The 22286-nt window shown below is 45.1% G+C and carries 22 protein-coding genes; 12 read left to right on the plus strand and 10 right to left on the minus strand.

Going from position 1 to position 22286, the window contains the following annotated elements:
- Positions 1-34: 34 nt before the first annotated feature.
- Both murI and ACN0QW_RS11325 read right to left on the minus strand, forming a co-directional pair.
- Positions 35-973, minus strand: coding sequence for a glutamate racemase (murI, locus tag ACN0QW_RS11320; protein ID WP_417431554.1), 939 nt, complete (start codon positions 971-973; stop codon positions 35-37).
- On the minus strand, positions 960-1373 hold the full coding sequence (locus ACN0QW_RS11325) for a hypothetical protein (protein WP_417431556.1): 414 nt from the start codon (positions 1371-1373) through the stop codon (positions 960-962). The genes murI and ACN0QW_RS11325 overlap by 14 nt, the downstream gene beginning before the upstream one ends.
- Before the next feature lie 122 nt (positions 1374-1495).
- On the opposite strand from ACN0QW_RS11325, the gene ACN0QW_RS11330 reads away from it, so the two are divergent.
- The 4 genes from ACN0QW_RS11330 to ACN0QW_RS11345 all read left to right on the plus strand — a co-directional run bounded on the left by ACN0QW_RS11330 (position 1496) and on the right by ACN0QW_RS11345 (position 5040).
- Complete coding sequence (locus ACN0QW_RS11330) at positions 1496-2644, plus strand: ankyrin repeat domain-containing protein (RefSeq protein ID WP_417431558.1); 1149 nt, start codon at positions 1496-1498, stop codon at positions 2642-2644.
- Between the two features lie 373 nt (positions 2645-3017).
- A complete protein-coding gene (locus ACN0QW_RS11335; protein WP_417431560.1) occupies positions 3018-3752 on the plus strand; it encodes a GcrA family cell cycle regulator in 735 nt (244 codons plus the stop codon).
- Positions 3753-3886: 134 nt separating this feature from the next.
- Entirely contained in the window at positions 3887-4477 is a 591-nt protein-coding gene (locus tag ACN0QW_RS11340; RefSeq protein ID WP_417431562.1) for a hypothetical protein, read from the plus strand.
- Positions 4478-4662: 185 nt separating this feature from the next.
- On the plus strand, positions 4663-5040 hold the full coding sequence (locus ACN0QW_RS11345; protein ID WP_299381076.1) for a hypothetical protein: 378 nt from the start codon (positions 4663-4665) through the stop codon (positions 5038-5040).
- Between the two features lie 8 nt (positions 5041-5048).
- Here the strand turns inward: ACN0QW_RS11345 and ACN0QW_RS11350 are convergent, their stop codons facing one another.
- Positions 5049-5936, minus strand: coding sequence for a LysR substrate-binding domain-containing protein (locus tag ACN0QW_RS11350; protein WP_417431564.1), 888 nt, complete (start codon positions 5934-5936; stop codon positions 5049-5051).
- 176 nt (positions 5937-6112) lie between these two features.
- Between ACN0QW_RS11350 and ACN0QW_RS11355 the strand changes: the two genes are divergently transcribed.
- Entirely contained in the window at positions 6113-7228 is a 1116-nt protein-coding gene (locus ACN0QW_RS11355; RefSeq protein WP_417431806.1) for an S-(hydroxymethyl)glutathione dehydrogenase/class III alcohol dehydrogenase, read from the plus strand.
- A gap of 157 nt (positions 7229-7385) precedes the next feature.
- Positions 7386-8630: an amidase gene (locus ACN0QW_RS11360; protein WP_417431566.1), complete on the plus strand. Its 1245-nt coding sequence runs from the start codon at positions 7386-7388 to the stop codon at positions 8628-8630.
- A 235-nt stretch (positions 8631-8865) separates the two neighbouring features.
- Here the strand turns inward: ACN0QW_RS11360 and ACN0QW_RS11365 are convergent, their stop codons facing one another.
- Complete coding sequence (locus ACN0QW_RS11365; protein WP_417431808.1) at positions 8866-9384, minus strand: adenine phosphoribosyltransferase; 519 nt, start codon at positions 9382-9384, stop codon at positions 8866-8868.
- A gap of 399 nt (positions 9385-9783) precedes the next feature.
- Between ACN0QW_RS11365 and ACN0QW_RS11370 the strand changes: the two genes are divergently transcribed.
- From ACN0QW_RS11370 to ACN0QW_RS11390, 5 genes are all read left to right on the plus strand, one after another.
- Positions 9784-10287, plus strand: a complete 504-nt coding sequence (locus tag ACN0QW_RS11370; RefSeq protein WP_417431568.1) for a DUF302 domain-containing protein — start codon at positions 9784-9786, stop codon at positions 10285-10287.
- A 199-nt stretch (positions 10288-10486) separates the two neighbouring features.
- Positions 10487-11131 (plus strand): class I SAM-dependent methyltransferase, encoded by a 645-nt coding sequence (locus ACN0QW_RS11375; RefSeq protein ID WP_299375399.1) that lies wholly within the window; start codon positions 10487-10489, stop codon positions 11129-11131.
- 254 nt (positions 11132-11385) lie between these two features.
- On the plus strand, positions 11386-12132 hold the full coding sequence (locus ACN0QW_RS11380; RefSeq protein WP_417431570.1) for a substrate-binding periplasmic protein: 747 nt from the start codon (positions 11386-11388) through the stop codon (positions 12130-12132).
- A gap of 259 nt (positions 12133-12391) precedes the next feature.
- On the plus strand, positions 12392-13501 hold the full coding sequence (locus tag ACN0QW_RS11385) for a DUF2336 domain-containing protein (protein ID WP_417431572.1): 1110 nt from the start codon (positions 12392-12394) through the stop codon (positions 13499-13501).
- 283 nt (positions 13502-13784) lie between these two features.
- Positions 13785-14027, plus strand: a complete 243-nt coding sequence (locus tag ACN0QW_RS11390) for a hypothetical protein (RefSeq protein WP_417431574.1) — start codon at positions 13785-13787, stop codon at positions 14025-14027.
- A gap of 107 nt (positions 14028-14134) precedes the next feature.
- On the opposite strand, the gene ACN0QW_RS11395 is transcribed toward ACN0QW_RS11390, so the two are convergent.
- The 6 genes from ACN0QW_RS11395 to ACN0QW_RS11420 all read right to left on the minus strand — a co-directional run bounded on the left by ACN0QW_RS11395 (position 14135) and on the right by ACN0QW_RS11420 (position 21048).
- The gene (locus tag ACN0QW_RS11395) at positions 14135-15838 is read right to left on the minus strand and encodes a methyl-accepting chemotaxis protein (RefSeq protein WP_417431576.1); all 1704 of its coding nucleotides are present in this window, start codon (positions 15836-15838) and stop codon (positions 14135-14137) included.
- A gap of 110 nt (positions 15839-15948) precedes the next feature.
- Entirely contained in the window at positions 15949-16842 is an 894-nt protein-coding gene (locus ACN0QW_RS11400; protein WP_417431578.1) for a DMT family transporter, read from the minus strand.
- 245 nt (positions 16843-17087) lie between these two features.
- The gene (locus ACN0QW_RS11405) at positions 17088-17738 is read right to left on the minus strand and encodes a hypothetical protein (protein ID WP_417431580.1); all 651 of its coding nucleotides are present in this window, start codon (positions 17736-17738) and stop codon (positions 17088-17090) included.
- Positions 17739-17894: 156 nt separating this feature from the next.
- Positions 17895-18512: a LysE family translocator gene (locus ACN0QW_RS11410; protein WP_417431582.1), complete on the minus strand. Its 618-nt coding sequence runs from the start codon at positions 18510-18512 to the stop codon at positions 17895-17897.
- Between the two features lie 332 nt (positions 18513-18844).
- Complete coding sequence (locus ACN0QW_RS11415; RefSeq protein WP_417431810.1) at positions 18845-19843, minus strand: polyprenyl synthetase family protein; 999 nt, start codon at positions 19841-19843, stop codon at positions 18845-18847.
- Positions 19844-20343: 500 nt separating this feature from the next.
- Positions 20344-21048, minus strand: coding sequence for a glutathione S-transferase family protein (locus tag ACN0QW_RS11420; protein WP_417431584.1), 705 nt, complete (start codon positions 21046-21048; stop codon positions 20344-20346).
- 190 nt (positions 21049-21238) lie between these two features.
- Here ACN0QW_RS11420 and ACN0QW_RS11425 point away from each other — a divergent pair, with 190 nt between their 5' ends.
- Positions 21239-22159, plus strand: a complete 921-nt coding sequence (locus tag ACN0QW_RS11425) for a LysR family transcriptional regulator (protein WP_417431586.1) — start codon at positions 21239-21241, stop codon at positions 22157-22159.
- Positions 22160-22286: the final 127 nt, after the last annotated feature.

A 22286-nucleotide genomic window follows, 5' to 3' on the forward strand; every position in this document is an offset into this window, starting at 1 on the left:
GATGATGGTCTTAGAATAAGGTTTGTTCTCTGGATCAGTACTCAGAAATGACCTGTTTGATCCACGTGGTCTTGCTTGCTGGTTCGTTTGGGGGAACGGGATTGAAAATAACCGTTGTTTTTTCAACGTAATCCGGGCAGCCAGAGGTGAAGTACTTTGTTCTTCTCATAGGTTTCGGTGTTTTCTGTACCAGTTCAGGGTGTCTTTTTAGATAGTCCTTCAGGCTGTCGGCACAGATAGAGGGCTGGCAGAGGATGGGGACGCCTTGCCCCATAATGTTTCCGATAATTTTTGCCGCCGCCTTTTCAAAGGCTTTTTTCAACAGGGGGTAGTGGGTACAACCCAGCATGATCCAGTTGGGAACTTTATTGTTTTCTTCTACAAGCTGGCCAACGTAACCTTCGACCAAAGCATCTGTTGTTACCGTATCTTTTTTAGCCTCTAACGCAGGAACCAGTGCCGGACACGCCAGTTGAATGACATCAAGTTGCGGTGCTCGTTTACCAATTTCGACAAGATAGGTTTTACTTTTAACCGTGGCTTCGGTTGCAAAGATGCCGACGGTTCCCTTTAGATATTGTTGTGGGTGCTGTTCCCATTTTATCCAGGGTCGATCCGTAATGGTTTCGACCATGGGAACAAGAACACCGAGAATACGTTTCTCTGGTGCATACAAGGGTAGCCATTCTTGTTGTAGTTTGCGTAAGGCAATGGCCGACGCTGTATTGCAGGCCAGAATGACAAGATTACAGCCTTGATCAAAGAGGAACTGTACGGCTTGCCGGGTCATTTCATAAACTTCAGGCCCCACTTTCTCGCCGTAAGGAGCACGCAGATGGTCCCCGAAATAGAGAAAATCTTGTTGAGGCAGAGCGGTCTGGAGGGCTTGTAAAACGGTTAAGCCTCCGGACCCAGAATCAAAGACGCCAATGGGCGAAGACACTTTTGGTCTGTGGGTATCAGCTTTGTGCATTTTTACAGCTATAGACACCGCTTATGGCAGCAATTTGGCGATGATGGTAACTAAGGGTGAATTCTGTGTCTGGTGACATCCTACCAGGGCTTTTAGTCGCTTCTTGAAGCAAGAGAGTACAAAAGCTTTTCAGATTTCCATCCAGTACTTCTTGCGAGAGAGCATTGTCATCTGAGGCACCGGTAATGAGAAAACGTACTTCTGTGTTGGAAAGGATTTCGACTTGGCCAATTCCCTTGTCTTTTAGGGACCCGTAATTTCCTACAGCAGCGCGGATAAATTGACGCTGATCAGGGGCAGCTTTTTCCCAAAGAAATAAGGAGGGAAATAAAAAAAATAATGACAGTGAAACGACCGTGATAAGGGCTAAGCCGCTGATGATCCATATGTTTGTTCGCATGGTTGCTTTGAACTCAATTCCTGTGTAAAAAAAATAGAAGTGTTTGGTTATGTACTTTCTATGTACTGCTGTACTATATATAGGCCTAGTTATCCCGAGGGCCATTCTTTTTGGGATATAGAGTGCGACCTGAGTTGGGGGATCCCGGTGACATCTTTGTTACTGGCCTGTTGTTTGCGGAATATATCACGGTGTTGTTGATGCGAAAGCCTATTTTCGGCCTATTGCCGTTTGTCGGTACGATTGCTTTTATAATTGTTTTTGTGATTGTCCTGGGGGGGATAAATCCAAAAGCTGCTTTTGCTGACTTTGCAGAAGGTAAAAAAGCCTATGATGCTGAAGATTATTCAACGGCTTTTCGCTATTGGCACACCAGTGCAGACCGAGGCGAAGCAAAATCTCAGCTGGAACTGGCCCGTCTGTACCGTGATGGAAAGGGAACCAATAAAGACAAGGTTGTGGCCTCACTTTATTTTACCCTAGCCGCTCAGCAACAAATCAAAGTTGCAGCCGAAGAGCAACAGGACCTTGTTGAAGGTTTTTCCAAAGAAGAATTGACGCTGGCACAAAAGCTTGTGGCGAGTTGGGAGCCGATTGACGTTAAAATCGGCCCTGAAAAAACGGAACTGACCGTTTTGGAAAAAAAGGCACTTCGGTGGTTTAAGGCAGCCGAAAAGGGGGCTGTCAAAACGATCAAGGAAATGATTGAGGTCGGGTTTGACCTTAACAAAAAAGACAAGGATGGCTGGACGGCTTTGATGCTTGCCTCTCTTAACAACCATCGGGTGACAGCAACGGCTTTGATAAAGGCGGGGGCCGAGATCAATGTCGCGGATCGGTTGGGGATGACGGCCTTGATGGCGGCATCTGTTGCTGGAAACAAGCCATTGGTTGAGTTGATGGTTAAATCTGGGGCCCATATCGAACAAGAAGATACTGTTGGTGAAACGGCAGAATATATGGCCGAACAAGCCGGACATGTCACGATTGCACGCTATTTCTCTACCCTTGAATTACCTGAAGAACAGATCAAAGAAGCGCAGCAACTTTTGATCGCTCTTGGGTATCTAGAGGGCAGCGCGGATGGAAAGACAGGCCCTAAAACATCAGAGGCCGTTAAAAAGTTTCAAAAAGACAGCGGGCAAAAACAGACCGGACTGGTTCGCAAGCTTCTGTTAGACAGCCTTGAAGACAAAGTTTCCAATGAACCTTCGCTTCAGGCCGAGGAAACAGATAGCCCCTTTGAAGCTGCGTCGATCTCTAACGAATAATTTATACCGAAAACTGGCCTTGGTTTCTTGGGTGAAAATGGCTTTTTTTATGCTTAAATCAGCAGAATTTTAGGTGTTGTTATCATAGGAACAGCTAACTCTTTCTATTGACAAGATCTGCTTAAATGTTTAGCTCCTCACACCGTTTGAAGCGGCAAGACATAACAGCACCAAGAAATGTGGGAAGTTTGAGAGAGTTTACCTGATTTTTGGTGTTATTGGCGATTTATCGAAAGATATTTCAAATCAGAGACTCGACTCAGGTTGTCTAAATCTATAAGGTAGCCCGTCATTCGCGATAACTGTGTATGCTGATAAGTGTCCTAGGTTTTCGCTTCATATTTATTTTAATTTACACTTTAAGGCAGTCTAGATGAACTGGACAGAAGAGCGTATCGAGCTTCTGAAAAAACTATGGGCAGAAGGCCATAGTGCTTCACAAATAGGAAAAATGCTGGGCGTTTCCAAAAACGCTGTGGTTGGCAAGGCGCACCGGATGAAACTGGCTGCGAGACCTTCCCCTATCAAACGAAGCGTAAAAAGCGACGGCACCAAAAAAGATGCTCCGGCTAAAAAAGCGGCCCCTAAAGCTGCGAAGCCAGCTGCACCTGCTGCACCAAAGCCGGCTGCCAAACCTGCGGCCCCTGCGGCTGCAAAGCCCGTAGCTGCACCTGTTCCGCCTAAGCCAAAGGCGCCAATTGCTCCAGCTGCCCGTGTTGCGGCCCCAAGGCCTGCGGCACCTGCTGCCAAGCAGCCAACTGCTGCAGAGATTAAAGCGGCTTCGCTGCCTGCTAAAGCCCGTCGTAAAGCCAGCATGGATGCAGCTGATCGCAAGCTGTTTAGTGGTGCCATGGAAAAACGCAAAGGCCCTAAGTGTCTTTGGCCTCATGGTGATCCTGGGGATGCGGATTTCCATTTCTGTGGTGCTCCTGCGATTCCTGGTAAACCTTATTGTGCTGAACACTGCGCGCGCGCTTACATTACCAAAAGCAGCCGTAATAGCAGCAGTAACAATAACAGCAACAACAATAATTCCAGCAATGGAACTGACAAAGCGAAAGAAGGCGAAACTGCCAAGTCAAATGAAGCCGGTGGTAAGCCAGCTTAAGACTATTTTCGTTATGTGATGTGAAAGGGTGCCTTTGGCACCCTTTTTTATGGCGATTTTTTTTATTTCCTTAATGCGCACTTTTTCATGAGCATTCATCTTTATATTAAGTACTGTAATCAGGTTGTGAAGTGATGCGTTTTATCTCGGCTCGTGCGATTGCAAAACCATTTCGGGTTTTGAGTATTGGCGGTAAGCCTAATCTAGAATTTTGGTTTACACAGATTGTTATTCTTTTGTCCACGATGTTGGGTGTGTATCTGGCGAGCTTCGCTGGGTTTGAAATCGCGGTCAATTTTGATCGATATCAAAGGCTGTCGGACGCGCGAAATCTGGAAATATCACTTCGTGCAGAAGTTTCTGATAATATTAGCAAGGTTGAAGGCTGGGCCAGTTCTTATAAAGATGGCCCCATGCTGTGGCATGATAGCCGATTTGCCCCGCGCGAAAGTTATAAGCTGGACGATGTTATCTGGCTGACGATGCGTAATTCATCGACGACGTTTGAGCTTAATCCGGAAACTTTGACTTCTATTCGGCGTTTTTATAGCGCTGTCGAGAAGCACAAAACAGTTCTTTTTCAGCAACGGCAGTCAAATGCTTTGGCAAAAAATGCGCTTAAAAATATGGCTTTAGCGGCAGAAGATGCCCGAACAGATATCATGGTCAAAATGGATGATGATATAAAACGGCTGGATGCCGAGTTGACAGACGTCCTAGATTAAGCGGTAGGTCGTTTGTTGGGGATACGTAAAAATCCCAATACTGTCAGACTTTCGCCAGAATTATATGTTTATATAGGTGAATTAGAGGCCTGTTGAGTTCTGCGGATAGGATTTCGTTGTAAAACTTTCAGGATGTGGTTTTTCGAAAGTGAACCGCAGATTATTTATCTGGGCCTTTATCAAAGATGACGCAGCATACAAAGGATGATCTTGTGGCAAAGAATATTCAAAAGTCGAACACTGATTTTAAGGTAAAACTTAAAAAGCTTTCTCTGTCTTTGGTTGTTGCAGGTGGGGCCATCACGGGTGGTCTTGTGCTTTCAGCTGCTTTGCCCCAACAAAGCTGGGCACAGGAAGAAGAAAACCCCGGCGAATTAGCCCGGGAAAGCCTTGAGCTGATGATGAAATCTCTCAGTCTTGTCATTGATTCCATCCCGCAATACGAAATGCCTGTGATTACCGAAAACGGCGATATCATTATCCGCCGCAAACAAAAAGGCGACTGGGAAGATCTGGATGAAACACCGGAACGGGAAGAGACCGAAGATTCCAAACAGATATAAATTCTGACTTATTTCGCACAACCTCTTTTTGTTAAGCCTTCTTTTAGATGCTCTATGAGCAAACGTATTTTAGACGAGAGCTGTCTATTATGTGGATAGACAGCCCATATACCCTCGTCAGAGGCTCGAAAACATTCTAGCACGGGTATCAGTTCGCCAGTTTCAATAAATGATCGGAGATAATAATCAGGCAGCTGGATAAGCCCGATCCCTTTAAGTGCTGCATCCACAAGTGACCAGCCACTGTTGCACTGTAAATTTCCCTTTACGCGGATTTGTCGGGTTTTGCCGTTCTCTTTAAAACGCCACGTGTCCAGAGTTCCTCTCAGGCAGTTGTGTTGATCCAACTCTGTTAGGTCTTGTGGTTTGCTATGTTTTTTTAGGTATTCTGGTGATGCACAGACATAATTTGTTCTTGAAGAAAGTAGCTTTGCTATCATGGTACTGTCTTCAAGCTGTCCCAAACGAATTGCCAAGTCGTAGCTTTCTGCGACAAGGTCAAGCCTTTGATTTGTTAATGATAAACTGATCTGGAGTTCAGGGTACTGCGCCGAAAAATCATTTACGAGGGGGGCAATCACACTTTCCCCGTAAGTCACAGGGGCTGTCAGGTTTAGCCTTCCTTGTAGTGATTGGTTGAGGTCAGTTATGATTCGCTCAGCTTCTTCCAGACTGTCGAGTACTTGCCTGCAGTGATTATAATAAATTTGGCCCGTTTCAGTAATGCTAACTTTTCTGGTTGTACGGTAAAATAATTTAATGCCTAACCTGTCTTCCAACGCATTAATTTGACGACTAACTTGAGCTGTTGATATCCCCAAATGTCTTGACGCTTTTGTAAAGCTATTGCGTTCTGCGACGGCGACAAATTCAGTAACACCTTCCCAGTTATGCAATCTTCTCTCCTTTGGTTTTATTGTGCTTAGTATATTTATATTGTTGCAATATGGTAATAGTAATTTACAAAAAACGCTAATTACACCAAATGAGAAATAGTTTAAAGCCCTAACTAACAACCGGGAACTAAATGCCGGAAGCTTTATTCTAGTGGAGAAACTCACATATGGCTGAAATACTTAAATCCAGAGCTGCTGTTGCCTGGGGACCAAAACAACCCTTATCTATCGAAGAAATTGATGTTCATCCGCCACAAGAAGGTGAAGTGCGTATACGTATTGTTGCCACTGGGGTCTGTCATACAGATGCCTTTACGTTATCGGGCGATGATCCCGAAGGTATTTTTCCTGTTGTCTTGGGGCATGAAGGGGGAGGAATTGTTGAATCCGTTGGCGAGGGTGTAACTGGGCTTGCTCTAGGAGATCATGTAATCCCGCTCTACACACCGGAATGCGGAGAGTGCAAATTTTGTAAATCAGGAAAAACAAACCTGTGTCAGAAAATTCGAGAGACCCAAGGAAAAGGACTTATGCCTGACGGGACGACACGTTTTTATAAAGACGGTAAACCCCTCTTCCATTACATGGGATGTTCGACATTTTCTGAATATACAGTGTTGCCTGAAATTTCGTTGGCAAAGGTAAATCCTGAAGCTCCTTTGGAAGAGATCTGTTTGCTTGGTTGTGGTGTAACAACTGGTATGGGCGCGGTTATGAACACGGCAAAGGTTGAAAAGGACGCTACCGTCGCGATTTTCGGGGTGGGGGGAATAGGTCTTTCCGCAGTCATTGGGGCAACAATGGCGGGAGCCAGCAGAATTATCGTAATTGATATTAATGAAAGTAAGTTTGATCTAGCTCGTAAATTAGGAGCGACAGATTTTATCAATCCTAAAGATTACGATAAGCCAATTCAGGATGTTATTATCGAGCTTACAGATGGCGGTGTTGATTATTCATTTGAGTGCATTGGTAATGTTAACGTTATGCGTTCTGCGCTGGAATGCTGTCATAAAGGATGGGGAGAATCTGTCGTCATCGGTGTTGCTGGTGCTGGACAGGAAATATCAACACGACCTTTCCAGCTTGTGACTGGCCGCGTTTGGCGTGGCTCAGCGTTTGGCGGCGTTAAAGGACGCTCTGAATTACCGGATTATGTAGAACGATATCTGCAAGGTGAGTTCAAGTTAAATGACTTCATAACCCATACCATGGGTGTCAATGATATCAACGAAGCTTTTGATTTGATGCACAGGGGCGAAAGTATCCGAACGGTTATTCATTTTGAATAATAGTCGCAATAGTATTGATTAAATATTTTGATCGAAGACTTGCAAACCGAGGTCGTACAAATATTGTATGGCCTCGTGTTTTTAAAGCGAGCTTGCAGTCTAGCCTTTTCAAAGGTAACTCATTTAGGCAGAGATGAGTAAATAAGGAACGGTTGGAATGTTTGATAGCCTTGGTGCTTTTGTTCCCGGTGGCAATATGACCTTTGAGGGGGCCGAGAAGGGACCCTTGAAAGGATTTGGTTTTGCGGTCAAGGATATCTATGACCTCGAAGGATATGTGACCGGCTATGGTAACCCAGATTGGCAAAGCCGCCGACGTCCTTCGAAAAAGCATGCTGTCGTGGTGCAAAAGCTGCTGGATGCCGGGGCAATGGTTATTGGCAAGACGATCACAGATGAATTTGCCAGTAGTCTCGATGGACAGAACTATCATTATGGTACGCCCGCAAATCCCGAAGCTCCCGGTCGTATTCCTGGTGGATCATCAAGTGGTTCAGCCTCTGCGGTGGCAGGGGGATTGGTTGATTTCGCGCTGGGATCAGATACGGGGGGCTCTATTCGTATACCGGGCAGCTATTGTGGTTTGTTTGGCTTACGCCCGACACATGATCGAATAAGCAAAGAGGGTGTTCTTCCTTTGGCCGATAGCTTTGATACCGTCGGTTGGTTCGCCCGTGATGCTTGGTTGCTTAATTTGGTGGGCGAAGTCTTGATGGAAGCGAAGGCTGATCAGAATGCAATGTCGGATAAGCTTTTGGTTGCTGTTGATGCCTTTGACATGCTGGATGAAAAGTCACGTGCTGCACTCAAACCGCATTTGGAACGGCTTGAACAGCGCTTGGGAAAAGCAGAATATGTTTCCCTCAACCCTGATAATTTTCACGCAATCGGTTTCGATGAGTATCTATCAAAAGGATTACAGGGGTTGGCAACTCTTTTCCAGATTACTCAGGGTCGTGAAGTCATGGACACCCATGGGGAATGGTTTGACCGTGTAAAGCCCAAGATGGGACCGGGCATTCAACAGCGGATGGATTGGCGCAAAACAATCACCGATGAACAGGTAAGTGATGCGCTTGAGAAAAGATCACTTTTCAAGGCGCGTATGAAAGCTCTTATCCCCGCCAAGACCGTTGTCTGTCTGCCATCTTCGCCCGGTATCGCGCCGCGAATTAAGGAAGATCCGGATGTGTTGAATATACACAGATCCAATATTTTGTCGCTGACCTCTGCATCTGGTTTAGCTGGCAATCCACAGATTACGATGCCATTAGCAACAGTTGATGGTTGTCCGCTTGGGCTCTCGTTGATGGGGGCGCATGGATCAGATTTGGAACTTTTGGCTTTCGCTGAAGGTTTTTGTTCCACTGAAGATGAACAACAAAGCCTTTCACCCTTTTGATCGAACAAAAATCTGATTTGTGAAGCTTGAAGCACGTACCAGACGTTCGTGAATGAAAAATAAAAGGATGTCTTTTTGTTGAGCGTGTGGTTCTCTAGGGAGTTATTGTTTGCGAGGGGACAGAATAATCTTTGAACTCCCCCCCCCCGCCCGCTACCACATCGGCCCCGGGAAATAGTCTAAAATAGTTTAAAGGGATCAGACGGTCTGAAGAGTATAATCTCTTCACGCTTGTTTAGTCGTCGTATTGAATGAGGGACGTCACAGGTATCCCACCAAGCTTTTCCCGGCCTTTGAGGAAGTTCAGCTCGATAATACAGGCAATTCTGCGTACATCAGCACCAGCTTGTTGCATAAGGGCGACAGCAGCTTCCATAGTACCGCCAGTTGCCAGTAGATCATCAAGCATAACAACGCGCTGACCAGGTTTGATGGCGTCTTCCTGTATTTCAATGGTGTCTGTGCCGTATTCCAGATCATAGGTGAAAGGAATGGTTTTGCCCGGCAATTTACCTTTCTTGCGGATCATCATAAAGCCCATGCCCAGACGCATTGCCAGTGGGGCAGCAAGCAGGAAGCCACGAGATTCAATGCCTGCAAGAACATCAGGCTTTTCCTTTTCAATCACAAGGGCCAGTTGTTCGATGGTTTCGTGCCAAGCTTCTGCATGGGCCAAAAGGGTAGAGATATCATAGAAAAGAATACCGGGTTTGGGATAATCAGGAACTTCCCGGATGTGATCTTTCAAATTGATGCTCATGGTCTCTATGGTTCCCTTATTCACTGATCTTGTGTTGCTTCGAATGGAAGGCTTTGGTGGATGTCCTGTTAATGACACGGATGTTTATGCAGAACTTACACAGGACATGCAATGATTCTGCAACAAGAGCTTCATCTGACAGTATAGAAAAACTGCCGATCCCGGATCGAAATTCGATAAGTCAGCGAGGTTAAGGGATACATGATCACAAAGAGGTGAGGACTGTTGTTTTGTGAAAAAGTTTATGCTGCTATCGAATAAGTCATTATCTTGCGAATAGATAATTATTTGGAAACCATGTCTTGTGGTGACAGATGTCGAACCTTACCTGAAACATTCAATGTCGTTATCAGGGTTAGTTTTAAAAACAGTTTTTGGGGTAGGAGAAGTCAGTTGATCAGACGCCGTTACGGTTTAATCGGATATATTTTAAAATCATTGCCTCTTTTGACAATGGTCCTGTTCGGGAGTGTTGTGTCTCTAGCTCAAGCTGATCAGGGGTACCCTTATGATGGAATGGTAGTCGTAAAGAGCGAGAAATCCTTCAGTGAACTTGCTGATGATTTAAAGACATCTATTAAAGATAATAAGATGGGACTGGTAACTCGTGCCAGTGCTTCTGGTGGGGCAGCCAATGCGGGAATCACTATTCCCGGGAACTTGGTTGTTGGTGTTTACCGAAATGATTTTGCCCGGCGTATGCTGAGTGCATCTATTCCCGCTGGTATTGAGGCACCGATCCGGTTCTACCTGACAGAAAGCAACGACGGAACATCTGTTTTAACTTACCGAAAGCCAACAGCGGTTTTTGCGCCTTATAACTCTGCTGATTTGGATGTCATGGCAAAAGAACTTGATGGTATTTTTGAGAAAATTGCCAAGGGCGCGATACAATAGGTTTTTCTTTACACAACAGGATGATGGGTGGGGCCGAATAACTTTTAATACAGCTATCCAGTGTGTTGCTATATGAAGGTTTCAGGATATAGGTTTCGGGGCTCGTGCGATCTTCTGTTATGGCTTTACCCTTTTTGTGTGATGGGTTAGAGAGGTATCTTGATCTGTTCTCTATCCCATACGTTCCCAAAGGGCTTTGATGAAACGCCGTGCAAAAGACACAGGACCCGAAACAGAAGGCGATGGTTTTTTTGAAGATCGCTTGGTCTGTGATTTTACCGGAGGTGCGGTTGGCCATCGTCTGAAATTTGGTGGTGGCAGAGGTCAGGCATTACCCAAAGCAGCAGGTTTTACCAAGGGCAGAACACCCTCTGTCATTGATGCAACGGCCGGATTTGGTCGTGATGCTTTCCTTTTGGCCTCTCTGGGGGCAGAGGTGACATTGATTGAACGCTCTGTGGATGTGCATGCAATGTTAGCGGAAGGACTGGAGCGTGCGCACTTTGCAGGTGGGCAGGTTGCGGATATTGCTGCCAGAATGACCTTGCTTTTTGGTGATGCGAAAGAACTTCTAGCAGATTTGTCTGCGGACGTTGTTGTGGTTGATCCCATGCATCCCCCCCGAAAAACCAAGGCGCTTGTCAAAAAAGAGATGCGTGTACTTCGCCAATTTGTCGGTGCTGATCCCGATGCCGAAGAACTTGTGAAAGCGGCTTTAGATGTCGCAGAAAAACGCGTGGTTCTTAAATGGCCAGCTAAGGCAGACCCTCTGCCGGGTATTAAAAAGCCATCGCATCAGTTGATGGGAAAATCAACGCGATATGATGTTTTTATGACGGGGTAAGTAAGAATTATCTTGAGTCGGCACATCCCATTCAATTGGCATATTTCAATAAATTGAAGTATCGGGATAATTTCCCATAGCTATTTTCATCTGTTATTGTATGATAATAATATGGTTATAGCTTTTCTTGTTATTTTCTTGCGAGAATTGATTTTCTCCCCATTGCAGGGTGGCTTTAGCTGATGCCTGTTGGATCAATATTTAAACTTATATCGGCGTTTTTTCTTTTCGCATATCTGTCAGGATTTTATCCTGTGTTTGCCTCTGCACCTGATGGCCCAGAAAAGCTGGTTGTTGCGTCTATTGACTGGTGCCCACAGCTTTGCCCCGAGGGTGAGCAAGAGGGGTATATCATGGACACCGTTAAAGAAATTTTTGCAGATAGTCCTTTTGAATTAGAGGTTGTGACCTATCCTTGGTCACGGTCCATTCATATGGCCAGAACGGGTGAAGTCCATGCTTTGTTGTCACCTGCAAGAGCCGAAGCCCCGGACCTTTTGTATCCCAAAGAAGAAGTTGGAGCCCAAAAGATGTGTTTTTTTGCGTCGCGGGGATCGGCTTGGACCTATCAGGGTAAAGCATCGCTAAAGGGGCAGATGATTGGTATTGCCCAGGATACATCTATTGAAGAATTAAATGATTTCATTGCTGAGAATAAAGAAGGTTTTCATTTTTTAACGTATGGTCCCCGTTACTTACCTCTTAGCTTTCGTATGGTTGATGGGGGAAGGTTAAATAGTTTTCTTTTTACCTATAACTCAACGATTTATGCGCTAGGGAAAGAAGGGTACGCAAATAAAATTGTCCCTGCGGGCTGTGTTTCAAAAGCGAATGTTTATATGGCTTTCACTCCTGATTTAGAGAAACGGGCTTTTGTTCTCAAAGCTATGGAATATTTTGATCAAAAAATGCGGAAATTGGTGCAAGCAGGCCGTGTTCCAGAGATTATGAAATCTTATGGGTTGCCAGATTGGAACAGTGCATTGACTTCTGCTTTTTAAGATATTTTTTTATCGGTATATATTAGTTTTAAGTACTTAATGACTTTTTATTTTTAGAGTTATTTGTTTAAAATATTGATTTTAAATGGTTATTTTTTGTTTTTTTAATGTTTGATGTGTCAGCGAAGAAAATAAAAAATCAACAGTATTTTATTTTTTTATTAAGCATGAATTAACTGGCTATGACCATAATGATGCATGAAATGTTTTCAATCCATGCCGGATTAGTAACCAACGGTTTGAAAGAAGCTGGAGAACCATGAGTCTTACGCAGCAAGATGTAGCTAAATTATTGGCAAATTCTTCACCAGAGGTGAGGGCAGAGACCACAATCAAAGTTGCTTCGCATTTTGAAGCAAAGGATTTTACCGAGGAAGAGAAATCTGTCGCGGAAGAGATCTTTCGGGCATTGGTGAAAGATGCTGAAATTGTTGTCAGGGAAGCCCTGGCAAATTCTCTTAAAGTTGCGGATGATCTTCCCAAAGATGTCGCGCTTGCTATGGCTGCGGATGTTGAATCGGTTTCTTTGCCTGTGCTCAAGTTTTCTGATGTTTTTTCTGACGAAGACCTGATTAACATCCTTAAATCAGAAAGTGCGGCGAAACAGGAAGCAATTGCCTTGCGTCCAAGTGTTTCCGAGGCTGTCTCTGATGCTGTTATCGACACTGGTAATGAGAACGCAGTTGCAAAGCTGGTTGCAAATGAAGGTGCGGCAATAACCGAGCAAGGGTATGGCCGTGTGATGACTGATTACAAGGAAAGCGAGATCGTTGCGGGCTCTCTTTCCAGACGACCATCGTTACCAGCCTCTGTTTCTGAACGTCTTATGAATTCACTTTCTGATCGGTTGAGACATTATATCGTCAGTCGCCACGAACTGGATTATGACCAGGCAGCTAACCTAATACTGCAGGTTCGGGAACGTGCGACGGTGTCTCTTTTGAAAGAGGGATCAAGTCAGGAAGAGCTGGAGAAACTTGTTAAGCAGCTTCATAAAGGTGGTAAACTGACACCTTCGCTGGTTTTGCGGGCGCTTTGTTCCGGTGACATGATGTTCTTTGAAACGGCCATGGCTGAATTGGCGGGGATTAGCCTTACCAATGCGCAGGCTCTTATCCATGATGACGGGCAACTTGGTCTGAAGTCTCTTTATAAAAAAGCGGGCATGTTGATGGCCTATTTCCCCTTTGTTGCGGCGGCAATCAGGCTTTATCGGGAAATGGATTACAGTGGCGAAGGCAATGATCGTGAGATTTTCGCCAGCCGTCTGTTGGAACGCTTGTTGACTGTGTTTGAGCTACCGGATGATGAGCTAAGTCCAAACGAAGTTGAATATCTGGTCACAAAACTACAGCAGTATTCCGCCTGATACAGGGTTGATTAATCTAGATTTAAGATGACGAACAGTTGATGATAAGCGGCCTCTAAACGGGCCGCTTATTTTTTGTTATTTATTCTGCTCGCCTATATTTTGAGCCAATTTTCGGCTATGAAGTTTCATTTTTGTCTAAAAGTTTGTGGATATTATCTGACCTATTCTTTTGGGATGATGTTGAGGAGCTTTCCGTCCTTTTAAGATGTAAGGTCTTGTAAACACCCTACAGGAGGAATAAATCGAACAGATATGTTTTTCGCTGTTCAAAGATACGATAATGCCCGGTCCTGATTTAATCCTTACCCTTGCCATAATGTTGGCAGGTCTCGTCGTGATCCTTTTGGCGGGGTGGTGGGCAAAAAGACCCAGAGTGCCGGGCACAATCCGTTGGGTTTCTCCTACAGCAGTACAGTTTGCTGCGCTGATTGTTATTGTTCTGATGGTGCCGCATTTAGTTGGGTTGTTGGGGGGACAGGATTTTGTCGCCCATATGTCAGCAAACAGGTCTATGGGGCGATAGGGGGTGGCTTGTATTGTCTAAAGAACTGACTGATGAAGATAAAGAACAGGCCCCGATGGGGGGATTTATCGGGGCCTGCTCATTAAACAAAAATTAGGGGATGGAGATCAAGCGACCCTAACCTTGCTTAAAAAAGCTTCGACTTCTTTACCTAGTTGGTCTGCATTATCAGTCATTTGGATAATCATACCTTCCACAGCCTGTGCCGCAGCATTTGCATTTTCGGCAGTACTTCGAACGCGATCGATAGTATCCGTAACCTGTCCTGTGCTATACGACGCTTCTTGTACATTCTGTGCAATATCTTGCGTCGCTTGGTTTTGGCGTTCTACTGATTCTGATATTGTACCAGATATCTCATCGATTTTGGTAATAATATCTTGAATACCTTTAATCGCCCCAACAGCCGCCCCAGTGGCTGACTGCATTGATGTGATCTGTTCCGAAATTTCCTCGGTTGCTTTTGCCGTTTGTGTTGCCAGAGATTTCACCTCGGACGCCACAACGGCAAAGCCTTTTCCTGCTTCACCAGCACGGGCTGCTTCGATTGTTGCGTTGAGTGCTAACAGGTTGGTTTGTTCTGCGATATCTGAAATCAAACCGACAACATCACCAATTTTACGCGCTGCTTCGGAAAGGCCTTCGACCTCTTCATTTGTCTTCTTAATCTGACTAACAGCTTCGGTTGCAACTGTCGAAGACTCGCGAACTCGTGTGTCGATCTCTTCAATAGAGCTTGTTAACAGCTGAGATGCATTGGTAACTGCATTAACGCTTTTTGACGCAACATGACAAACTTCGACAATGGCGCTGGCTTCGCTGCTGGTTTCACCGGCAATAGCAGCCATTTCCTGTGCGCCTGCGCTGGATTGCACCGCACTGTTTGCGACCTGTTGTGTCAGGGCGCCAACAGACTGTTCAAAGTTACTGGCAAGTTCGGCCAGCATAGCTCTTTTTTCGTCATTGGCACGGCGTTGCTGTTCTTCGTGTTCACTCTGTAGGCGTTCACGTTCAAGAGCGTTGGCGTGGAAGACTTCCATCGCTGAAGCCATGTCTTTTATTTCATCGTTAAATTTGGGTTGAGGAACAGCTGTGTCCGTTTTGCCGTGGGCAAGGTCCATCATAGCTTGGGTCATTTTGCCTAGAGGTGATGTGATGCTCCGGGTGACACCAACGGAGATTACAATTGTTATCAACAAGACAGCAAGCATGATACCAATAAGGAGTTGGGTCCGTTCCAACAAGGCAGCGTCAAAGTCATCCATGTAAACACCAGTGCCTATTATCCAGCCCCAATTGGTGTATTTTTGGACATAGGACAGCTTTTCAACCGGGTTTTCAGATCCCGGCTTTGGCCAAAGATAATCAACAAAACCAGCTCCTGTTTCCGAGTTGTTTACAGCGTCGACAAAGGCGGGAAAGATTAGCTTGCCGTTTTTATCTTCTAGTTTGCTAAGGTCTTTTCCTTCCAAAGCGGGTTTGATCGGGTGCATAATCATTACTGAATCTTTGTCATTGACCCATAGATAATCACTATCACCGTAACGAATGCCGTTGATCGCCGTTAAAGCAGCTTTCTTAGCCTCTTCTTCTGACATTTGCCCATCTTGGGCGCGTTTATAATATCCGTCAGACAAACTGATCGCAGATTCAATGATGTGTTTCAGTTCGGTCTGTTTTTGCTGGAAAAGATCGCTTCGTAAACTGCTAAGAGAAACTCCACCGACGATAAGTAGGCCCAATGAGGCAAAGACAATCAGTGCGATTAATCTGTGCCCAATACGGAACCCCGCTTTTTTTATTATATTCATTTGTCTTCCCGGTTCATATGAGGTCAGGAATACAAGCGTATGACGAAAAGATTAAAAATATCTTTTTGGATTAATTAGTCTTGTTTTATTCAACTAAATTAGGGATTCGCCTAACCCATAAAGATAAGGCCAGTCCCAATAACAACGATCATAGCCCCGATCCATGCGCCGATTGCCGGGCGTTCTTTGGTTCTGAACCACATCAAGGGAAGCATGATAACTGGGGTTGTCGCAGATAAGGTTGCGACAATACCAACATCCCCCTTGGACAGGGCATAAAGGATCAAAGTCATCCCGACGAACATGCCGAGAAAGCCAGAAATAACAATGTGGGTAATGATCTGTCCATCTAGTTTGGTTTTTAGCTTGAATGCTTGAACAGGCGCAGAGCATAAAATGACCAAACCAATAGCTGTTATGCCTACACGCATGGCTGATACTGCAAAGGGATCAGCCCCCGATGCCATTACGGGTTTTGCGATAAGAGAGCCAACCGACTGTCCCAGGGCAGCAACCAAACCGATGCCAACCCCGATAATCAGCGGCCCTTTAATTGCTTCCCATTTATGGAGCTGATCGCGGCGTTTACCATAGACAATGGCAAGAATAACCCCGGCAATGACAAGGATTGTCCCCAAGAGCGCCATGGGTGGCAAAGCTTCATCCAGAAATATCCAGCCCAACAGAGTGCTCATGGGGGCATTTGTGGAAAAGAGAATGGCTGTGCGTCGAGGGCCAAGCCTGTTCATTGTTGCAAAAAGCGCGGTATCGCCCAGCAAAATGCCAATGAAACCTGATAGCATGATTTCCGCAATTTGGTCTTGCTGGATTGTTTCCCAGCCACCAAAAATCGTGACGTAACTACCAAGCATGGCAAAGACGATAAGCATGCGAACACGATTAAACCCAATGGTCCCAAGGCGCTTTACGGGCATTACAGATACAATGCTACCAACGGCCCAGCAGGTGGCGGCAGAAAGGGCCGCGATTTCAACGAGAAACATAGGGTGTCCTGTTACAGAAAGTTCGTGTGCTTTATACAGCTTAGGTCTTGCGTTGTATTGTTTATTGACCGTGGGAGGACTTTAAAGGGATTGTAAAATCTGGCAAGCCGATAAAAATTATATTTATGAATTAGTTTTTCTAATGCAAATGGCCGCTGATGCTCTTTAGCTGAGAATTGTCTAAATGAAAAACTGGTTAAGTCGGATTTTCTGTATCAGACAGTTGAAGCTCTACTGGGGCCAAGTTAATTCTGTGTTGTTTTATCAACCTTTTTGGGGTCCCAGATCCGCCATAAACTGATAATGGCCCATAATCCGGGAATAGGTGCGAGTAGTGTAAACCATTCGTCATCAAACAAATTTCTGATTAATCCAAAGATCACAACAAAGGCAATCGCAACCATGATGGTTTTTGTTGTTTTTGAAGGTGGGGCAAGAATGCGCTTTTGTTTTTGCGCGGTGTTCTGGGGGGATGAAAGGGCAGCATGCGGGTCCATTGTTGCTTTGGCCCAATCGGGTTCTACTTTGCCGTTGGTATCGCTACTCCGCCAAACGCCGTCAGATGTCTCTTCGTCCACTATTTCGGCATCAATCACGTTGTTGGCGTGGGACCCGATTTTGTCTTCGTCTTGATCCGGTTTTTTGTTGCCAAGCGCTTTTGAGAGAATACGGTCAAGCCAATCACCAAGGATGGTGGCGAGCATCGCTGTCATGCGAACTGCAATCCACACCGCGATGGCGATACCAAGCATAATGCCGCCAAACTTTACGATCTCAAAGCCAGCCGGGATCTTTTGGTTTTTCAGCATGACAATACTGATGAAGACCAATGGAACTAATATAGCAAGTATGATGCTTAAGCGGCTAACCGCCTTTGTAGTTTTGAATTTATTCATGCCTTGTCGTACCAAACTCTCCCCTGACCAGCTTTATTGGCCGAACACTCAGGTTTAGCAGCATAAATCATCCTGATTGACAGAGTGTTAATTGTTGTTAACCACTCTTCTGGCGTCAGGATCTTTGTTAAAGAGCTCAATGAATGGGAATAAAGCTTAACTGTTGTCAGCAAACGCGAGCCGAATACCAAACCCGGCAAAGGCAACAGCTGTTGTTCGGCGGAACCAGCGCATAAAGCGTTCGCTCTTTAAGGCAAAATTCCCGACAAAAGCAGCAAAAAAGCCATAGACGATAAAGACCATAAAGGTCATGCCCATGAAAGCCAGCCCAAGGGTAATGGTGTCCATCATCCAGGTTGCTGACTTTGCATCGACAAACTGTGGTAAAAAGGCGAGGAAGAAAATGGATAGTTTGGGGTTGAGGGCGTTGATTAATATGCCTGTGTAGATGATTTTTCGTTTGCTGACAGGAATATCCTTTTTTTGATCAAGCGCTATCGAGCCTTTATCCAGCAGCGTTTGGTATGCAAGATAGAGAAGGTATGCCACACCGCAAAACTTAATAAGTTGAAAAAGCAGTGCGCTTGTATGAAGAATTGCAGCCACCCCGAAAGCAGCGGCGGTCAGGCTAGGTAAAATACTCAAGGTGCATCCGAATGCAGCAGCAAGGCATGCTTTTCGCCCTGCGGAGAGTCCAATTGCGACGGTATAGATGGCACCTGTACCGGGTATGAGGATCACGACAAGTGATGTAATCAAAAACTCAACGGACATAACTGTTCCCTTTGCAGAAAGGTCAGGTGAACCGAAGTTTGACGACCTCTTGTGATAAGTGCTGCGACAGGTAGCCTAAATAAAGAGAGAGTTGTGTCGCGGGAAGCAGGGTATCGTGATGCCTTTGAAATAACAATACCTCTCGGGCGTTGCCTATCTCTTAGGAGGCCAAAAAGATAATCGAGAAAGACAAGTCCAAAATGAATAGCCCCTAATACCACCCATAATATCATTAAGTGTTATTGATATATTCGATGCTTAATAGTTTGGGCATAATGGTTTGGGGTGTATAGAATTTATGTGCTTTTAAAAATCTCTCTTAAAGCTCTTTCTTAAAATTCTCGGGCAATTGAGAATTGTACAGCACCAATGAGGGCGGATTTTTCTGGGCTATCCGGGAATATATTTAGCTCAGTTATGGCTTTTTCAACATAATCACGGGCTGTTGCCATGCTATCTTCAAGCGCGTTGTATTTGTTCAACAGGGCGATTGCTGTGTCCAAGTCGTCGTCATTCTGGTCAAGATTTTCAATGACGCGCTTCCAGAAAGCTTTCTCTTCATCATTTGCCTGTTCATAGGCGAGAATGATGGGCAGGGTCATTTTACCTTCGCGGAAATCGTCCCCGACAGTTTTGCCCAAGGCAGCCTGTTTGGCAGAATAATCAAGGATGTCATCGACAAGCTGGAAGGCAATACCGAGATACTGACCATAGTTTTCCAGTGCCTGCTCTTCGTTCTTCGGGCGTTCTGCAACCACGGCACCAAGCTGACAGGATGCCGCGAAAAGAACAGCCGTTTTGCCACTGATGACTTCCAGATAGGCATCACGATCTGTTTCCAGATCATTTGTTGTCATTAGCTGTTGCACTTCACCTTCAGCAATAATGGCTGAGGCATCTGAGAGAATGCGTATGACTTCGAGAGAACTGTCGCGGGACATAAGCTGAAAGGCACGGCTGAATAGAAAATCACCCACAAGAACGCTAGGCTTGTTACCAAAAATGGCGTTTGCTGTGTCGCGTCCGCGACGAAGGTCACTTTCATCGACCACATCATCATGTAAAAGCGTCGCTGTATGAATGAATTCGATACAGGCGGCCAGTCCGAAATGTCGGTCACCCTGGTAGCCACAAAGACGTGCTGATGCGAGCGTTAACAAGGGGCGCAATCTTTTGCCGCCAGCAGCAATTAAATGCCCGGCAAGCTGTGGAATGAGAACCACATTGGATTGCATATGCTTCATGATCAAGGCGTTCACAGCCTGCAAGTCGTCGGATACGAGGTCCATCAGGACGTCCATGCCATTCTTGGGCACACCGTTTTTTTGCATGTCGTTTTGAGATCCGCTATTTTTAGATCCGGGGCCAGAGGTGACGTCAGGATCTTTTTGATCAGATTTTACATCCGCAGCAATGGCCACGTTCTTCCCCTAATAATTACCAAGGTCTATGAAAGCGAAAGGAATGTTATGTATTGATCGTAGTTTCCCGATCGTATTCCCTGATGGCTATCCCAGAACCGTTATTCCCGATAGGTCGTTCTTATAGGAAGGGGCTAGGGGAGTAAACCGGATAACAGTATTTTATAAGCGGGATAACGGTATTTTTATGCCAGTGTGATGATTAAGAAACAGATAAGTGGATAAAATTTTGATTGTGAACATAAAGGTTAAGGCATTGGAGATCAGGGGCAGATAGTCGGGAGAGGTAATCTGAGCAGGCAATCAGTTGTCTAAAATTTTTCTTTATTTGATTGCCTGCTCTGATTGGATCTCTCGCTATGCCTGTTACTGGCTGGCACTAAGTAAGTGTAGCCAAGCTAATAGTTTGTTCAGGCTGCTTTCTTGTTGATAATTCGGGAAAGGTGAGAATCTTTTTTGAGCAAGAAGTCGATTAATCTGCTTTGATAATCTTCAGGCACGGCCTGAATAACAGAGGGCCGTATCGACAGGTTTTGTCGATATTTTAGAACACGTGGGGTGGTTGCGAAAAAGTTATCCGACATAAATAGATCGAATGTATCGAAATAACGAAAGATAGGCCCATAAACGGCATCAATGAACTGAAAATTATCCGAGGAAAAAAAGTTCGTATCCCTTAATTGAACTTCGAGCTGTTCAAACTTGCTGGTAATAACGGCGCGTTTATCCTCAAACGCTTTACTGTCCTGTGCGCTATAAAGGCCCGCGATCGCAGCAAGGATTGTTGAGCCAAATTCAATCCATGATCGATGACGTGCTTTTTCAAAGGGATCAATGGGGTGAAGCGATCCTGTTGTTACTTCGTCCAGATATTCACCGATGACGGCTGATTCAAATAAAACGCCCTGTTCTGTCTGTAATAGTGGCACCTTTCCAAGCGGAGATATCTTTTTGAACCAATCGGGTTTATCGGCCAGGTTGATGTAGGTACGATTATGAGGGATTTCTTTCTCATCAAGAATGATGATTGCCCTTTGTACATAAGGACAAAGAGAAAAGCTGACGAGATCAATCTGCCCGTCGCTGAACTCTTTTGTTTGGTTATTGTTTGTCATCAGTTTCTCCTGTTTCAGGGAAAATTTTATGGCCAGAGCTATTGGGTAATCCGCAGTTATTGGATAATCCAGAGCGATTGGCATAATTAAATGGGCATAATTAAATGGAAGGTAATTGTCCTTCTGCTTGTTATGATTTAATCTGTTCATTTGTGGAGTTCAATTATATGAATATGAAAATTATCTTTGCATGAATGAACAGGGTGAATATTGGCGTGATTTACGAACGGTTCTGGCTGTGGCAAAGGCGGGATCGCTTTCGGGTGCTGCGCGGCTGTTGGGGATTAGTCATGCAACCGTTTTTCGGCACATAAATCATATCGAAGAAAAGCTGGAAGCTAAGTTGTTCGAACGTAACAGGGACGGGTACGTTTTAACGGCCGCAGGTGAAGCCATAACCCACAGGGTAGAACAGTTCGATCATGATCTTGTCGCGCTGGAGCGACAAATTTTAGGGGAAGAGCTGCAACCACGTGGCTTGGTCCGAATAACGACGACGGATACGCTGTTAATAAACTTTCTTTCCCCAGTCTTTGCCGATCTACAAAAAGCATATCCTGACATAGAGCTTGAAATTGGCTGTTCGAATGAGTTGGTTAATTTAAATAAACGCGAAGCCGAAATAGCCATCAGGCCAAGTAAAAAGAGTCCGGATAATATGGTCGGTAGAAAGATGGCTGATATTCGGGTCGGGATCTATGGACGTGTTCAAGATCATGAATATTTACTGGATGGTAATCGTGAAATCGAAAGTCTTGATGGATTAAGGGACCTGAACTGGATTGGCCCGGATGAAAGTCTTGCTCATTTAAGGATCTATAAATGGCTGCAACGCAATGGCCTCTACGGGCAGGTGAAAACCCGATATAATAGTTTGCTGGCGGTTGCTGATGCGGTACGTCATGGGGGTGGTGTTGCTATTTTGCCTTGTTTTATGGCGGCAATAGACCCTAGTTTGCTGGCTTTGAAGACGCCACTTGATGGCTTTGATAATGAACTTTGGCTTCTGACGCATCCTGATCTACGGAAGGTTGGTCGTATTCGGGCTTGTATGGATTTTTTATCCTCGGCGATTGACCAAAAGAAACATCTTCTCGCGGGTGAGTTCTGACATTGGTCGGAAATGGATGTTCCGACAGGGCTTATTCACCGGCATTTTTTTAACGGGCAAGGTTTTTCCACGGGAAGTGGTTATTCAGTAACAATGTTTAATTTTAGTCGTGTATTGATCGAATACC

The organism is Kiloniella sp. (genome assembly GCF_048259265.1).
In the GTDB taxonomy this organism is placed as follows: domain Bacteria; phylum Pseudomonadota; class Alphaproteobacteria; order Kiloniellales; family Kiloniellaceae; genus Kiloniella.

Coding starts and splice junctions, on each gene's coding strand:
- ACN0QW_RS11385 (WP_417431572.1), top strand. CDS start 12,392: ATGAGTCTTACGCAGCAAGATGTAGCTAAATTATTGGCAAATTCTTCA.
- ACN0QW_RS11390 (WP_417431574.1), top strand. CDS start 13,785: ATGCCCGGTCCTGATTTAATCCTTACCCTTGCCATAATGTTGGCAGGT.
- ACN0QW_RS11405 (WP_417431580.1), bottom strand. CDS start 17,738: ATGAATAAATTCAAAACTACAAAGGCGGTTAGCCGCTTAAGCATCATA.
- ACN0QW_RS11395 (WP_417431576.1), bottom strand. CDS start 15,838: ATGAATATAATAAAAAAAGCGGGGTTCCGTATTGGGCACAGATTAATC.
- ACN0QW_RS11400 (WP_417431578.1), bottom strand. CDS start 16,842: ATGTTTCTCGTTGAAATCGCGGCCCTTTCTGCCGCCACCTGCTGGGCC.
- ACN0QW_RS11335 (WP_417431560.1), top strand. CDS start 3,018: ATGAACTGGACAGAAGAGCGTATCGAGCTTCTGAAAAAACTATGGGCA.
- ACN0QW_RS11410 (WP_417431582.1), bottom strand. CDS start 18,512: ATGTCCGTTGAGTTTTTGATTACATCACTTGTCGTGATCCTCATACCC.
- ACN0QW_RS11345 (WP_299381076.1), top strand. CDS start 4,663: ATGACGCAGCATACAAAGGATGATCTTGTGGCAAAGAATATTCAAAAG.
- murI (WP_417431554.1), bottom strand. CDS start 973: ATGCACAAAGCTGATACCCACAGACCAAAAGTGTCTTCGCCCATTGGC.
- ACN0QW_RS11415 (WP_417431810.1), bottom strand. CDS start 19,843: ATGCAAAAAAACGGTGTGCCCAAGAATGGCATGGACGTCCTGATGGAC.
- ACN0QW_RS11340 (WP_417431562.1), top strand. CDS start 3,887: ATGCGTTTTATCTCGGCTCGTGCGATTGCAAAACCATTTCGGGTTTTG.
- ACN0QW_RS11375 (WP_299375399.1), top strand. CDS start 10,487: ATGAAACGCCGTGCAAAAGACACAGGACCCGAAACAGAAGGCGATGGT.
- ACN0QW_RS11360 (WP_417431566.1), top strand. CDS start 7,386: ATGTTTGATAGCCTTGGTGCTTTTGTTCCCGGTGGCAATATGACCTTT.
- ACN0QW_RS11420 (WP_417431584.1), bottom strand. CDS start 21,048: ATGACAAACAATAACCAAACAAAAGAGTTCAGCGACGGGCAGATTGAT.
- ACN0QW_RS11325 (WP_417431556.1), bottom strand. CDS start 1,373: ATGCGAACAAACATATGGATCATCAGCGGCTTAGCCCTTATCACGGTC.
- ACN0QW_RS11425 (WP_417431586.1), top strand. CDS start 21,239: ATGAATGAACAGGGTGAATATTGGCGTGATTTACGAACGGTTCTGGCT.